This is a genomic window from Clostridium sp. FS41 (assembly GCF_000954015.1).
GTDB lineage: Bacteria > Bacillota > Clostridia > Lachnospirales > Lachnospiraceae > Enterocloster > Enterocloster citroniae.
The window spans coordinates 392,423-407,122 of the sequence record NZ_JYHN01000061.1 but is presented as its reverse complement, the minus strand read 5'-3'; the positions used below and the strand labels follow the sequence as shown (position 1 = coordinate 407,122).

Genomic DNA, 14,700 nt, shown 5'->3' with positions numbered 1-14,700 from the left:
ATTCAGCGCTCTCCGGCGCTGCAATCTGTATTCCTCTTTCCCTTCGATTGAAACTCCCTCCTCTTTAGGTGGATGTTCTTCCTCATATCCGCTCTGAAAACAGTTTTTCCCCGTCCAGCCCCTTTGGTATCCGGCTTCGGATCATATCCCTTATCAGAGTCTGTTCATAGGGATCAAAGGATTTGTTGGTAATCCCCATATCCAGTGCCTGATATGCCCCCACTCCCATTTCCATCAGTTCCAGGGCGCTCAGCAGCCCTCTCAGGTCCAGGGGCTTGGTGGAGATCTCACCGCTCTGGCACTTTATCCTGATCTCCTGGAACAAAAGGGCAAACTGCCTGGCATACTTGTCTCTCAGACGGGGGAACTGGGTTCTCAGCAGGCGTTCCAAGCTGTCCTGGGAGATCACGGGCATGTTTATGACCACAAACCGGGAAGCCAATGCCTCATTCAATTCCCTGGTCCCGGCGTAACCGTAATTCATGGTTGCAATAAACCGGGTCTCCTCCCTCAGCCTGATCCTGTTATAACCAGGCACATCAATGACCCTTCTGAAATCCAATATGCTGTGGAGCACTGCCAGGGCCTCATTCCTGGCCATATTGATCTCATCCAGGATTCCAAAGCCGCCGCTCACCCCGCAGCAGCTCACGGGCCCGGGGCGGAACACCACCCGGTTATCCTCAAAGGTATCTGCTCCGATCAGGGCCGCTCCATCCATATTCACATGAAAAGAAATGTCCCAAAGAGGGCGGCCAAACGCCGCCGCCAGGTTCTCGGCCAGTATGTTCTTTCCCGTTGCCTTTGGCCCTGCCAGCAAAAGATTCTGGCCGCACAACAGGGCCGCTGCAGCCTGTTCCCATATTTCCCGCCCATAGTATTGGCATTTGGGCGCAGGAATCCGTTCCTGATCCCCGGCATCCGCCGGATAGTCAGCCCGAAATCCCTCAATTCCCCTGATAATATCACTGTTTACATGCTCTTCTTTTAAGAAATCGATCATGTGCCTGCCCTCTTTATCCTGTATTGACCAGATTATACCATTGAGAACGAAAATGTTCAACATCCCCCTTCCGGATATGAAAGCCCTATACAAAAGAATCCCTGACCGCCATTCTTTTTCCGGTCAGGGATTCCCTTATGATCAACGCTTTCTTTTTTTGCTATGGGATTACAGGGATTTAACCGCAGCCACCACATTCTCCACTGTAAATCCAAACTTCTTAAACAGCTGCCCTGCAGGAGCGCTGGCGCCAAAGCTCTTCATGGTAACGGTTATTCCGTCCAGGCCCACATATCTACCCCATCCGAAATCGCCCAGGGCTTCCACTGCTACCCTCTTTCTCACTGCCTTAGGAAGCACTGCCTCTTTGTACTCCTCAGGCTGCTCCTCAAATACATCCATACTCGGCATGCTGACAACGCGCACATCCATACCCTCTTTGGCCAGCTCTGCCTTTGCTCCAACGGCCAGTTCCACCTCTGAACCGGTTGCAATAATGATGGCGTCCGGAACTTCCTTGGCGGAATCCTCCAGAATATACGCGCCCTTTAAGGCTTCCTTGCCGGACCCGGCTAACTGCGGCAGATTCTGCCTTGTAAGCACCAGGGCGGTAGGCGTCTTGGATGAGGAGACAGCGCTGTACCAGGCGGCGGCTGTCTCTGTTGCGTCCGCGGGACGGAACACATGGAAATTGGGCATGGAGCGCAGCATGGCCAGCTGCTCAATGGGCTCATGGGTAGGCCCGTCCTCACCCACGCCAATGCTGTCATGGGTAAATACAAAGGTCAGGGGAACTCCCATCAGCGCGGACAGTCTTGCCATTGGCTTGGTGTAATCACTGAACACAAAGAAGGTGGAGACAAATGCCCGAAGGCCTCCATGAAGCATCAGACCATTACCGATTGCTGCCATTGCCAGTTCCCGGACACCAAAATGCAGGTTACGTCCGGCGTAATTATCCTTGGAAAAATCTCCCATATCCGCCATATATGTCTTGGTGGAGGGAGCCAGGTCGGCCGCGCCGCCGATCAGGTTGGGCATCAGGTTCTTAAGCTTCTGAAGCTGCTTTCCTGATAAGCTTCTGGTTGCATCCGGCTTCTCGTCATACGCCCAGTACTCCTCGTTGTCATATACCTCGTTACCCAGTTCCGGGTTATAGAACTTGTCCCAAAGTTCCTTCATCTCAGGGTATTTACCACAGTATTCATCAAATAATGCGTTCCACTTTGCCTCTGTCTCAGCGCCCTTTTCACTATGTGCCTTATAATTGGCATATACCTCATCCGGTACATAAAACGGCTCCATGGACGGCCAGTTTAAGTTTTCCTTCATAGCGGCCACGTTGTCCTCACCCAGAGGCTCGCCATGGGCGCTGGCCTTGCCCTGCTTAGCCGGGCAGCCGTAACCGATCTGTGTTTTAACCGTGATAAAGGAAGGACGTGTGGTATCAGCCTTTGCCTCCTGGATAGCCTTTCCAATGGCATCCAGGTCATTGCCGTCCTCAACCATCAGCAGCTGGAAGCCAAATGCCTCCATGCGCTTTTGGACATTCTCGGTAAATGCAATATCCGTGCTTCCCTCAATGGAGATCTGATTGGAATCATAGAACACGATCAGCTTTCCAAGACCCAGGGTCCCTGCCAGTGAAAATGCCTCAGAGGAAATCCCCTCCATCATACACCCGTCTCCGCCCAGGACGTATGTATAGTGGTCTACCACCGGATACCCGTCCTTGTTGAATACGGCCGACAGATGTGCCTCAGCCATGGCCATGCCCACCGCCATGCCCATACCGGCGCCCAGAGGTCCTGTGGTGGCCTCAACACCCACCGTATGGCCATATTCCGGATGTCCCGGGGTCAGGGAATCCATCTGACGGAAGTTCATCATATCTTCCTTTGTAAGGCCATATCCAAAGAGATGGAGCAGTGAGTAAAGAAGAGTGGATCCATGGCCTCCTGAAAGTACAAAACGGTCCCTGTTCTTCCACTGGGGGTTTTTAGGGTTGTGGTTCATATGGTTTGCCCAAAGTTCATAAGCCATTGGCGCTGAACCTAAAGGAAGTCCTGGATGGCCTGACTTTGCCTTCTGCACAGCATCTGCTGCCAGAACGCGGATTGCGTTGACCGACATGGTATCAATCTGATTCATTGTTCCCTCCATTCTGATGCCCGAAGGCATCTCGTACATCTTATATGTTATATTTTTACCAACTGTCCTATATTATACCAACATCAGCTACTTAGGGCAAGAGTTTTCTTGCAATATTTTGTGCGATATTTTGCGTGTTTATGCGATACTTTGCCAAATGAAAACGGAATCTTATTAAAAATATTATAAATTAATCACATTTTCATCACATTTTAATTTTACAACTATGAGATGAATAAAAACAGACGGGAGGATTCAATCAGTGATCGAAGTAAAAAATCTTGTAAAGGATTACGGCGGCCGCCTGGCCGTGGACCATCTGAGTTTTACGGTGGAAGACGGTCAGATCTACGGCTTCCTGGGACCAAACGGCGCGGGAAAGTCAACCACCATGAACATCATGACGGGTTATCTGGGCGCCACGGAGGGGGAAGTCCTCATAGACGGCCACAATATACTGGATGAACCGGGGGAAGCAAAAAAACGCATGGGCTACCTTCCTGAAGTACCGCCCCTTTATCTGGATATGACTGTAAGGGAATATTTGGAATTTGCTGCGAAACTAAAAAAAATTCCAAAAGACAAACGGGAAGAGTCCATTCAGGAGGTTATGGAACTGGTAAAGATCACGGACGTACAGGGACGCCTGATCAAGAACCTCTCCAAGGGCTACAGGCAGAGAGTGGGGATGGCCCAGGCCATTCTGGGGAAACCGGATGTGATCATACTGGATGAACCCACCGTGGGACTGGATCCCAAGCAGATCATTGAGATCCGGGATATGATCCGCGACCTGGGGAAAAAGCACACGGTCATCCTCAGCTCCCACATTCTTTCGGAAGTCAGCGCTGTCTGTGACCATATTATGATCATCTCCCGGGGAAAGCTGATCGCCAGCGACACTCCGGAAAATCTGGAGCAACGGCTGGAGGGCTCAGCCGCACTGGAGCTGGATGTAAAGGGTGATGCGGATTCCATCCGCCGTGTTCTTAAGGATATCCCATCCGTATCGATAGGCGCAGTGTCCCAGGAGGAGGGAAACCCTGTCTGCCGCCTGAACCTTCAGATCGGAACCAATGCCGGGAATGCGTCCGCAGATGCGTCCATGGATGCGTCCATGGATGTGCGGGAACAGCTCTTCTATGCCTTTGCCGAAAACCGCATGCCCATCCTGTCCATGAGCGCATCTAAGGCGTCCCTGGAGGAGGTGTTCCTGGAACTGACAGAAGGAACACTGACGGAGAGCCAAGATCCAGGTTACGAAACTAATTATTCAGAAGACGAAACCAATGATCCAGGCACCGGATCCTCCCTTGACCGGGCTATGGATTCCCCAACACAGGAAAAGGAGGACGAAACCCATGAGAGCGATCTATGAACGTGAACTGAAATCCTATTTCTATTCCATGACAGGTTATGTGTTCATTGCGTTCCTGACCATGTTTATGGGCATTTACTTCATGGTATATAACATGATAAACGGATACCCCTACTTTTCATACACACTGAACTCCACCCTGATGATACTCATGATCGCGGTCCCCATCCTCACCATGCGCAGCATGGCCGATGAACGGCGCTCCCGCACTGATCAGATGCTTCTCACATCCCCGGTATCCCTGTGGGGGATCATTATGGGGAAATACCTGTCCATGATCACCATATTCGCGGTTCCTATGGCCATTGCCTGCCTCTGCCCGCTGATCATCAAGGCCAACGGGACCGCCTATCTGGCTGAGGACTACGCCTCTATTCTGGCATTTTTCCTCTTGGGCTGCGTGTACATCGCCATCGGGCTGTTTATCTCCTCCCTTACCGAGAGCCAGCTCATTGCGGCGGCCGGGACCTTTGGCATCCTTCTCCTCCTGATCCTGTGGCCCGGGCTTTTAAGCTTCATGCCCACCACTGCCCTTGGCTCCCTGGCCGGGCTGCTGATCCTCTGGAGCCTGGTCTGCTTTGTCATGTACCGCCTCACAAGCCATGTGCCCCTGGCCCTTGGTCTGGAAGCCCTGGGCGTTATGGGCCTGGCAGGCACTTACCTGGTGAAACAAAGCCTGTTAGAGCATGCCCTCACGGACATCCTGGGAAAGATCGTGCTAACCGATGTATTTAACAATATCGCCGGCACCCATATACTGGATATCGGGGGCCTGGTATACTATGTCAGCGCTGCCGCTATCCTTCTTTTTCTCACGGTCCAGTCCACACAAAAACGCAGATGGAGTTGACATAACAGGATTCACCATATCAAGGAGGAAAACATGACAAGGAAATTAAAAAAGGGCAGCTATATGGCGCTGTTTACCATTGTGGTCATTGCTGCCATTATCATAGCCAACTTAATCATAGGGAAGATCCCGGCCAAATACAGGAAATGGGATTTAAGCACTAACCAGATCCTTACCCTGGGAGACACCACAAAGGATATCCTGTCTAAGCTTGACAAGGATGTTACCATCCACATCATAGCCAGTCCGGACTCGGTGGATGAAAGGATCAGATCCTTTGTCAGCCTGTACGCTGACCAGTCTCCCCACATCCGTGTGGTGGAGGACGACCCTGTCCTGCACCCGGATGTGCTGACCACCCTGGATGCCCAGCCGGGCCAGGTGCTGGTGGCCTGCGAAGAGACAGGCAAGAAGACAGCCGTCTCATTTAATGATATCATCCAGATCGACCTCATGGCCTACTATCAGTACCAGCAGATCAAGGAAACCGCCTTTGACGGAGAAGGGCAGATCACAAGCGCTGTAAGCTATGTGACCAACGACAATGAGACTGCGGTGTACACACTCACCGGACACCAGGAATCCGCTCTGTCAGCCACGGTAAAGGATGCCCTGGAAAAGTCCGGCATGATACTGTCGGATCTGAACCTGATGACGGACAGCACGATCCCGCAGGACTGCGGCCTGCTGATCATCAACAATCCCCAGACGGATATAATCCAGGATGAAACAACCGCCCTCACAGATTATCTGAAAAATGGCGGTCATCTGCTGCTCCTGTCAGGAGTGACCCAGAATCGCCTTGCCAACCTGTCCGGCTTGTGTTCACAGTATGGAATGGATATAAAGAACGGGTTTGTGGCAGACTCGGCCCCCCGGCATTTTTACAACAACAATCCATTCTATGTAATCCCTGAATATGACTTTTCCAGCGGATTGTTAAGCGGGGTGGACTCCAAACAGGCTGCCCTGGCAATTCAGCCCTCAGGCATGACCATTCAGGAAGACCTGAGGGACGGCCTGACCGTAACCCCCTTCCTGACCACTTCGGATTCCGGCATATTGGTTGACCCTGCCACACAGGAAAAGACAGAGGGCACCTACGTCCTGGCCGCAGCCGCTGTGGAAACCGTCAATGAGGAGGAGAATACGGCGTCTGTGTTCACTGTGATCGCAGCGCCTGAACTGATCTCAGACGACATACTTACCAGTTTTCAAAATATTACCAATCTGACCATATTCATGAACGCGGTTTCCTACAAAATGCCGGGAGTGACCACCCTGTCCATTCCAAGCAAGAGTCTGGATATTACCTATAATATGATAACATCGGGCGGGTTATGGAGCGCATTGTTTATCATTGTGATTCCCGTGGTATTCCTGATCACCGGATTTGTGGTCTGGATGAAACGCCGCAAACTGTAAGGAGGATCAGCATATGAAGAAAAAGACAAACGCCCTTGTGCCGGCTGCCGCCATCCTGGTTCTGCTCTGCGCCGCCTATGGCCTGATCACCTGGCAGCAGAAGAAAAGCGGTGAGAGCAGCCAACGCCGGGAGGAGGAACAGATCTATATGACAGACATCGAAGGGATTTCCTCCCTGTCGTGGGAAAAGGACGGGCAGGGTCTGTCCTTTGAAAAGGAGGGCGACACATGGTACTATCAGACAGACAGAGACTGCCCCATCCGCCAGTATACCCTGTCCACACTGGCGGATACCCTGTCTAAGCTCAGGGCCGAACGGCGCCTGGACACTCCGGACAGCCTGGCTTCCTACGGGCTTGATACACCGTCTGTCCGGTTTGAGACCCGGTCAAAAGACGGCACTGCCCGGACCATCCTGGTGGGCAGCCAGGTTGCCGGCACCGGGGATACGGCCTCCGGTTACGCAAGCACGGCCGCGGAATACTACGCCTGCGTGGAAGGCAGCGATCAGGTATATACCATTGGGAACTATCTGACAGATACTGCGGGAAAAGGGCTTTACGACTTTGTGGAAACAGAATCCCTCCCCTATGTGACCGGTGCTGATATCAGGGAGATCACGGTTACAAAGGAAGGGAAGACATCACATTTTCTAAAGAAGACCATTGACGGCGAGGATAATATCGCCTGGTACAAAGATTCCGCGGACCGGGAGGAAAACCGCCTGCCTGACAATGCTGCCCTCAATAATCTGGCCCAGGCCATCGGCGGCCTGTCCATCCAGTCGTGTACCACCTACAAGGCCACGGATGAGGAGCTGGGCAGCTTCGGCCTGTCCGCCCCGGTCATGACCCTGTCCTGGACCTATGAAAAGGGCGAAGATTCAGGCACCGTCACCCTTGCCATCGGCAGTCCCGATGATGAGGGAACCGGCTATTACACCAGAAAGGATGACTCCAGGGCCATTAACCTGATCTCCAAAGAAGCAGCGGAAAAATGCCTCAATGCGGTTTTTCCGGAATAAACGTCACCCAAGGAACAGGGCGCATCAGCAGTCAGCTGCTTATGCGCCCTCTCTGCGCCCGCCGTCATACCTGTCGTGGAGCACAAAATGATTTTTCTGGAAGTCCAGGATTCCCTCGTTCCGCATCTTGCTCAGTTCACTGGACATGGCGCTGCGGTCCACGCAAAGATACTCCGCCAGCTCCTGCCGGTTATGGGGAATGTCAAAATCCCGTCCGCCTCTTGCAACAGCCTGCTCGGACAGGTAGGACAAAAGCTTTTCCCTGGTAGTTTTCCTGCACACATGTTCCAGCTTATTCTCCAGTTTTACATTGTGCTCCGATACCAGGCGGAGCATATTATGGATAAACCTGGTGTGGAACTCACAGGCCAGGGAGCAGAAGGTGATCATCCTCTGATAATTGAGGAACAGCACCTCACAGGCTCCCTCTGTTATCACACTCACCGGAAGCACCGGGGTCCTGGCACAGGAGTAGGACTCGCCGAACAGCTCCCCCTCTTTGATATGGTAGATCAGCTCCTGGCGTCCCCAGAAGTTCTCCTGCATGACCTGGGCCCTGCCCCTTAACAGGATCATCACTTTATTCACAGATTCACCCATTCGGAAAATATATTCGCTGTCCTCATAAGCGATCTGCTCCGCGGCACAGCACTTTAAAAGCGTGTAAAGCTCGTCATCATTAATCCCATAGAATAGCGGAGATTTTTTCACAAGGTGAAGATATTCCTCCATTCCGCCCCCTCTTTCTGTTGTTTTTACAACTAGCATGATGTAAATATTATATAATCCCTCTTAAAAATCGTCAAGAGGTGTTTTTTTCTAGTACTGACAATGGTCCGGCGAATGATAAAAGGACAAAGCAGCCGCCTGTCCTGAGGACAGCGTTTTTGGAAGCTTTGCCCTTTTCTTCTGTCAGTTGCCCTGCCGTCAACCGGCCAGCTGCTGTCTGTAGATTTCGATCACCTGCTTCATGGCTTCCTGTCCCGGGGCTCCGATGGTGACGCGTTTTTCTACACAGGTCTTCATGCTGATGGCCTCGTACACGTCCTCCTCAAATACCGGGCTGATCTGCCTGTATTCCTCCAGGGAAAGGTCGTCCAGCGCAATCCCCTTCCCAATACACAACAGCACCAGCTGGCCCACGATCCCATGGGCGTCACGGAAGGGGACCCCCTTGTTGACCAGGTAGTCGGCCGCATCCGTGGCATTGGTAAAGCCATTCTTGGCACTGGCCTCCATCACATCCTTGCGAAAGGACATGGAGGAGATCATGCCTGTGAACAGCGCCAGGCAGCCCTTGGCCGTGTCAATGGCATCAAAAGTCAGTTCCTTGTCCTCCTGCATGTCCTTGTTGTAGGCAAGGGGGATCCCCTTCATGGTGGTCAGAAGGGATACCAGGGCACCGTAGACGCGGCCGCTCTTGCCGCGGATCAACTCTGCAATGTCGGGATTCTTTTTTTGGGGCATGATGGAACTGCCCGTGCTGTAGGAGTCATCGATCTCCACAAAACGGTATTCGTTGGTGTTCCATATAATGATCTCCTCGCAGAACCGGCTCAGGTGCATGGCGATGGTGGACAGGGCGCTTAACAGTTCGATCAGATAGTCCCTGTCAGCCACGGAATCCATGGAATTGAGGGTGGGGCCGTCAAAGCCCAAAAGGGCTGCCGTGTATTCCCGGTCCAAAGGATAGGTGGTGCCTGCCAGCGCTCCGGAACCCAGAGGACAGTAGTTCATCCTCTTACGGATGTCCTGCAGCCTTGAGCGGTCTCTGGAAAACATCTCAAAGTATGCTCCCATGTGATGGGCCAGGGTGATGGGCTGGGCCTTTTGCAGATGGGTGAAGCCCGGCATAAAGGTATCTGTATTGGCCTCCATGATAACCAGCAGCTCCTTTAACAATTCCTTTACCAGTTTTTCTATCTCATCAATCTCATCCCTGGTGTAGAGTTTCATATCCAGGGCTACCTGGTCATTGCGGCTGCGCCCTGTGTGAAGGCGCTTTCCCGCTTCCCCGATACGCTCTGTCAGAGTCCCCTCCACAAAAGAGTGGATATCCTCATATCCGGAATCGGATGATATGGTCAATGCTCCGCTGTCCAGGTCAGACAGAATGCTTTCCAATCCGCGGATAATATCATCTCTGTCCTCTGTTGACAGGATCCCCTGCTTTTCCAGCATTTTCACATGTGCAATGCTTCCCTCTATGTCCTGATGATAAAATTTCTGGTCAAAGGACAGGGATTCGTTGAAATTGTGCACCAGTTGATCTGTTTCCTTGGTAAAACGTCCTCCCCATAATTTCATGGCTTTTATCTCCTCACTTTGTTGGATTTCTTATCTTTTTGATTCTTTTTAAAACAGCCTGCCAGTACAATACAGCCCAGAATTGCAGCCGATGCCCCTGTTATCCATGCGCCTGTGCGAAGCCCCTCCGGCTCATAGGTCATAGAAATCTCATGGGTGCCCTGGCTTAGGTCCACGGCCAGGAAGGTGTCAAAGAGTTTTCTGGGCGTTACCGGCACACCGTCCACCAGGATACTCCAGCCCTTATCATATGGGACGCTGGTGTACATCACCCCCGGCTGGCTGGCTGTAACAGTGCCTTTAAGCTTTGTATCAGCCCAGCTTGTAAGGGTGATAGGGTTTGCATTCATGATCTCATAAACAGACTTAAGGGCCTGGGTATCAAAACGCCACACCTCTGCCTGAAGGGTGGGATTCCCGTCATCCCTGGATTCCAGGTTTACTTCCTGTCCCTTTGTAACACAGCCCAGTTCCAGGAAATATCCCCGGTCCACATTGTCAAAGCTTTCTGAATGCTCGCCTATTACAACAGAGACTTCCTTCACCTTTTTGTTGGTCACATATACGTAATAATCCCCGGTCTCCTGGGCTGTGAAGGAAAGCTTCTTTCCCTCTGTCACACTCTCATTGGGAACAAGCACGTGGCCGGTACCCAGCACATCGCACAGATCATTCTGCACCAGCGCCGGATTCCCTGAATCAATGATCCAGTTTTCCTCCACATCCTTTGGCAGCATAAAGGCCACAGGAAGGGTATATCTGTTTTTATAAAGCCACACACCGCCCTTTCGCGCTTCCTGGTCCATGGGGCTGGATGCAGGCTGCTGGTCGGGATACAGGCCGTAAAGTACGGAGAACAGGCTGTCCACCAGGGGTGTGCTTCCCGTGATGCTGTAGGCATTGGTAGAGCTCTCGCATCCGAGAAGACGGAAAAAGTCTGAAAGGGATGCATTGGCAGTGGAAGAGAACAGGGATACGGAGGGGAAATTCATCCAGGCTCCGTCATTCTTGGTCTTCCTGTCGGATTTCTCCACCCGGTAAAAGGTATCCGGCTTCAGGTTCCACACCAGTTCCTCCACATCCTTATTATCCTTTACATAAGCGGTCCTGCTGGTGGTGGGGACGCTGGTGACCGCCGTATTCACAGCCGCCTCAACGGCAACCACTGCAAGGGCTGTCAGTATGATGGCGTCCAGGCTCCATCTGCCCTTTTTATACTGGTAGATCAGCCCTGCATAGGCTGCAATAAACAAAACCGCCACATAGAACACGGAAAAGTGGAACTGCTCTGAATTGTCCACCAGCTTTTCAGCCAGCAGCACAAATATGACAGCTCCCCAGAAGGCCAGGCATATGTGCTTCCAGGAGGTTTCCTTCAGGTGGATGTACGCCTGATAACACATGAACAGCATCAGGGCAATGTAGATAAAGGACTGCCTGCAGGGAAGGCTGTTGGGATAGTGGAATCCATGCCATATAAAGTTCAGCACATTGGTGGAAAAGCTGGCGTAAAACAGCAGCAAAAGGCTGCAGTACACTGCCTTTTCCCTGAAAGCGACCTTCCTGCTTCCCAGATAGAGGAGGAAGAACATCAGCACGGCCACGCCGCAATATATATTGGGCCAGTGGTCCAGCCCGATCTCCGTCCCCACGTTCCCGATATGGCGGGCAACCATGTCAAAGATGGAGAAGTAGGAGGAAACCGTCTTGGGGAAATCAAAGTCCCCGGAAGCCGTTGCCTGCAGCGCATAGATCTCCGGCAGCAGCACCACTGCGGCCAGCCCTCCTGCCAGCAGGGAATACACCGCAAAGCGCAGGCAGGTCTTCACAAACGCCCACAGTCCCCCCGGCGGGTTGATGATCATCTGGGCAATGACATAGATGACCATAAAAATACATATCATAATAGATATATAGTAATTGGAAAGAATGGAGAGCCCCAGGGTAATGCAGTATAAAAGGCCGCTCTTTCCCTTTACCAGTGCCTCCAGACCCAGAAGGATCAGCGGAAACAGCAGGATGCAGTCCAGCCACATGATATTCCAGCTGTAGGCAGCCATGTAGCCGCTGAGCGCATAAAAGATGCCAAAAAGCCCCACGCCGAAGTCCCTTGTGCCAAAATGCTTTTTCAGATACCATGCAAAGCTCAGTCCCGACAGTCCGATCTTAAGCACGATCATCAGTGTCATAAACTCAATAATAAACTGCTTGGGACAGAGGATCAAAAGCCAGTTGACCGGGCTTGCCAGATAATAGGCATAAAGGGCGGAAAAATTCACTCCCATGCCGATATCCCAGCTGTACAGCAGGTTTCCCCCGTGGGTCAGCTTGTACTGAAACTCGGAAAAAAACGGGGCATACTGGTGATACATATCTGTCCTTAAAAAGCTTTCCTCCCCAAAGGGGAAGATGCCTCTCTGGGCAAATATGATGATCATTACAATAACCGGCACAAAAAAGGCCGCCACCAGTCCATCGGAAGGTTTCAGCAGCCGCAGTGTCCTCTTAGGCCTGCCGGATTCCGCCCATTCCCGTTTCCGTTCCCATCGCTGGTTCCTCAAGGTTCTTTCTTCCTGTCCATCTCTTTCTTCTGTCTCTTCTCTTTCATCCCCTTCGTCCCCTTCATCCCACCGGGGATCTGTCTCAAAATCCTCCGGCAGGATTTCCTGGGAAGGGGGCTGTTCATCAAAATACATCTCTTCTTCACCGGAAGCTTCTTTGGGCATGATCTGTACTCCAATCTCATCCTCCTCGGAAAAGGCATACTCTTTCCATGCTTCTTCCTGGGGGCTGTTTCTCTTCTGTTCCTTTGCGGAGTCCTCCTCCGCCTGTTTCTTATGTGTCCTATGTTCCGTTTCCGGCACTTTATCCTGCATGGGCGGTTCCGGCTGCACAAGCTTCAGAACTGCATCCAGTTCCTGTTCAACCCGTTCGATTTCTTCACGTTCCATTACAGTCACCTTTCTCTACTCAGGCTTATTCTTTTTTAAATATCCACAGCTTGCTGAACACATAGTTCAGGACCATGTTGATCACAGAAGATGTGAACTTACAGAACAGCTCATATATAAATCCCCTGTCTCCCCCCAGTCTGACCATGACCACCATAAGGACCCATGTGACCACGCCTGAAAAAGCCCGGGCTGCCACAAATGTCCCCACTTCCCTGGCAAGGTAGGAGGGACGCATGTTATAGTTGCGGAATACGATCAGCTTGTTCACCACATAGGCAAACAAAACAGCTGCCAGCCAGGACAATGCCTGGGACACCCCCACTCCTACATCCACGTTTCTTAAAACCGTGTATACGGCAAAGTCCACCGCCGTGGTCAATACACCGCAGATCAGGTAGCTCACAGTCTCGTAATTCACGCATTTTTCCCATATTTTACGCAGCATTTCTTACTCCTGGTTCTTTTTCATTCAAGTACGCCTTCTATTATATGGTAGAGGGGTTGAATTGTAAAGGGGAATAGATGTCATAAAACCTGAAGGAAACGGCGCTTTCCCCTGTATCCTCTATTCATTATATAGAAAGTCTTCGGCGCCGTCCGTATAGTGGAGCCCGCCGTCCTGGGTGATGAACACGCCGTAGATTCCTTCCATGGACTCGATCAGTTCCCTGCCCTTTTCCAGTCCCAAAGCAAAACAGGTGGTGCTCAGTCCGTCCCCGTCTATGGACCTGGGTGAAATAATGGAGACCTGGACCAGGCCGTTCTCATAGGGATAGCCGGTCCGCGGATCCAGGATATGGTGGTAGTTGACCCCATCCTGGATAAAGTGGCGCTCATAGACACCGGAGGATACAACAGACATTCCCGTGATCTTCAGGGCAGCCACGGTCTCCGTGTGGGTGGCATAGGGTTTTTGAAGACCGATCTTAAAGGGCCTTCCCCCTGGAAGCCCTCCCACGCACAGGATGTTTCCGCCCAGGTTGATTACAGCGCTTTTTACACCATTTTCTTCCAAATAGGCCTTCATCTCATCTGCAATATAGCCTTTGGCTATGGCTCCCAGGTCTATGGTGGTGTCATCATTTAAAAAGGTGACCTGATCCCCCTCCAAAAGGATACTCTGGTATCCTACCTTGGGAAGGTCCTTTTGGATCTCCTTTGCAGCAGGGACCCGTGGATCTTTTGCGGTAAAATCCCACAGAGAACTTAAGGGTTCAATGGTAATATCAAACGCACCCCCTGAGATACGGCTGTACTCCAGCCCCTTGGCAAGGACCCTGGCCGTCTTTTCCGAAACCGTAAACACCCGGTCCCCGGGCTGCCTGTGGTTCATCCTGTATATCTCGCTTCCCTCCATGGTCTTGCTTAAAAGCTTTTCATAGTCGGAGCAAAGCTGGATGCAGCCGTCCAACAGCTTTTCATCCTGGGTATCATATAAGGTAACGGTTATGAATGTGTTTAACAAAAAAGACGACCGACTGACAGGATCTGCGTTCTTTCTGCTGCATCCTGCCAGCCAAGCCGTACCTATTAATATAAGGGAACACACCCATGCAATTGTTTTTAATCCTGTATTTTTCATGTTTTACATTCTATCACTGTGATGTG

At 51.7% G+C, this 14,700-nt stretch carries 11 protein-coding genes; 4 read left to right on the top strand and 7 right to left on the bottom strand.

Annotated elements, in window-relative coordinates; translation table 11 throughout:
- Positions 1-82 precede the first annotated feature (82 nt).
- Complete coding sequence (locus tag CLFS41_RS16430) at positions 83-1,003, bottom strand: MoxR family ATPase (protein WP_045092856.1); 921 nt, start codon at positions 1,001-1,003, stop codon at positions 83-85.
- A 168-nt stretch (positions 1,004-1,171) separates the two neighbouring features.
- Positions 1,172-3,154: a transketolase gene (gene tkt / locus CLFS41_RS16425; RefSeq protein WP_045092855.1), complete on the bottom strand. Its 1,983-nt coding sequence runs from the start codon at positions 3,152-3,154 to the stop codon at positions 1,172-1,174.
- 262 nt (positions 3,155-3,416) lie between these two features.
- On the opposite strand from tkt, the gene CLFS41_RS16420 reads away from it, so the two are divergent.
- From CLFS41_RS16420 to CLFS41_RS16405, 4 genes are read left to right on the top strand one after another with little or no spacing between them, the layout of a single operon-like run.
- Positions 3,417-4,532, top strand: a complete 1,116-nt coding sequence (locus CLFS41_RS16420; protein WP_045092854.1) for an ABC transporter ATP-binding protein — start codon at positions 3,417-3,419, stop codon at positions 4,530-4,532.
- Complete coding sequence (locus tag CLFS41_RS16415; protein WP_045092853.1) at positions 4,516-5,382, top strand: ABC transporter permease; 867 nt, start codon at positions 4,516-4,518, stop codon at positions 5,380-5,382. The genes CLFS41_RS16420 and CLFS41_RS16415 overlap by 17 nt, the downstream gene beginning before the upstream one ends.
- 33 nt (positions 5,383-5,415) lie before the next feature.
- A complete protein-coding gene (locus CLFS41_RS16410) occupies positions 5,416-6,807 on the top strand; it encodes a Gldg family protein (protein ID WP_045092852.1) in 1,392 nt (463 codons plus the stop codon).
- Positions 6,808-6,820: 13 nt separating this feature from the next.
- Positions 6,821-7,831: a DUF4340 domain-containing protein gene (locus CLFS41_RS16405; RefSeq protein WP_007860782.1), complete on the top strand. Its 1,011-nt coding sequence runs from the start codon at positions 6,821-6,823 to the stop codon at positions 7,829-7,831.
- 39 nt (positions 7,832-7,870) lie between these two features.
- Here the strand turns inward: CLFS41_RS16405 and CLFS41_RS16400 are convergent, their stop codons facing one another.
- From CLFS41_RS16400 to CLFS41_RS16380, 5 genes are all read right to left on the bottom strand, one after another.
- Positions 7,871-8,563, bottom strand: a complete 693-nt coding sequence (locus CLFS41_RS16400) for a Crp/Fnr family transcriptional regulator (RefSeq protein ID WP_007860784.1) — start codon at positions 8,561-8,563, stop codon at positions 7,871-7,873.
- Between the two features lie 195 nt (positions 8,564-8,758).
- Positions 8,759-10,138, bottom strand: coding sequence for an argininosuccinate lyase (argH, locus tag CLFS41_RS16395; RefSeq protein ID WP_045092851.1), 1,380 nt, complete (start codon positions 10,136-10,138; stop codon positions 8,759-8,761).
- A 5-nt stretch (positions 10,139-10,143) separates the two neighbouring features.
- Positions 10,144-13,089, bottom strand: coding sequence for a YfhO family protein (locus CLFS41_RS16390; protein WP_045092850.1), 2,946 nt, complete (start codon positions 13,087-13,089; stop codon positions 10,144-10,146).
- A 25-nt stretch (positions 13,090-13,114) separates the two neighbouring features.
- Positions 13,115-13,537 (bottom strand): GtrA family protein, encoded by a 423-nt coding sequence (locus CLFS41_RS16385; RefSeq protein WP_007860791.1) that lies wholly within the window; start codon positions 13,535-13,537, stop codon positions 13,115-13,117.
- 120 nt (positions 13,538-13,657) lie between these two features.
- Positions 13,658-14,674 (bottom strand): FAD:protein FMN transferase, encoded by a 1,017-nt coding sequence (locus CLFS41_RS16380; protein WP_347468557.1) that lies wholly within the window; start codon positions 14,672-14,674, stop codon positions 13,658-13,660.
- Between the last annotated feature and the right edge of the window lie 26 nt (positions 14,675-14,700).

What these genes read in the sequence shown, in the direction of transcription:
- CLFS41_RS16385 (WP_007860791.1), bottom strand. Translation starts at nt 13,537, where the DNA reads ATGCTGCGTAAAATATGGGAAAAATGCGTGAATTACGAGACTGTGAGC.
- CLFS41_RS16405 (WP_007860782.1), top strand. Translation starts at nt 6,821, where the DNA reads ATGAAGAAAAAGACAAACGCCCTTGTGCCGGCTGCCGCCATCCTGGTT.
- CLFS41_RS16410 (WP_045092852.1), top strand. Translation starts at nt 5,416, where the DNA reads ATGACAAGGAAATTAAAAAAGGGCAGCTATATGGCGCTGTTTACCATT.
- CLFS41_RS16380 (WP_347468557.1), bottom strand. Translation starts at nt 14,674, where the DNA reads ATGAAAAATACAGGATTAAAAACAATTGCATGGGTGTGTTCCCTTATA.
- tkt (WP_045092855.1), bottom strand. Translation starts at nt 3,154, where the DNA reads ATGAATCAGATTGATACCATGTCGGTCAACGCAATCCGCGTTCTGGCA.
- CLFS41_RS16390 (WP_045092850.1), bottom strand. Translation starts at nt 13,089, where the DNA reads ATGGAACGTGAAGAAATCGAACGGGTTGAACAGGAACTGGATGCAGTT.
- CLFS41_RS16400 (WP_007860784.1), bottom strand. Translation starts at nt 8,563, where the DNA reads ATGGAGGAATATCTTCACCTTGTGAAAAAATCTCCGCTATTCTATGGG.
- CLFS41_RS16430 (WP_045092856.1), bottom strand. Translation starts at nt 1,003, where the DNA reads ATGATCGATTTCTTAAAAGAAGAGCATGTAAACAGTGATATTATCAGG.
- CLFS41_RS16415 (WP_045092853.1), top strand. Translation starts at nt 4,516, where the DNA reads ATGAGAGCGATCTATGAACGTGAACTGAAATCCTATTTCTATTCCATG.
- argH (WP_045092851.1), bottom strand. Translation starts at nt 10,138, where the DNA reads ATGAAATTATGGGGAGGACGTTTTACCAAGGAAACAGATCAACTGGTG.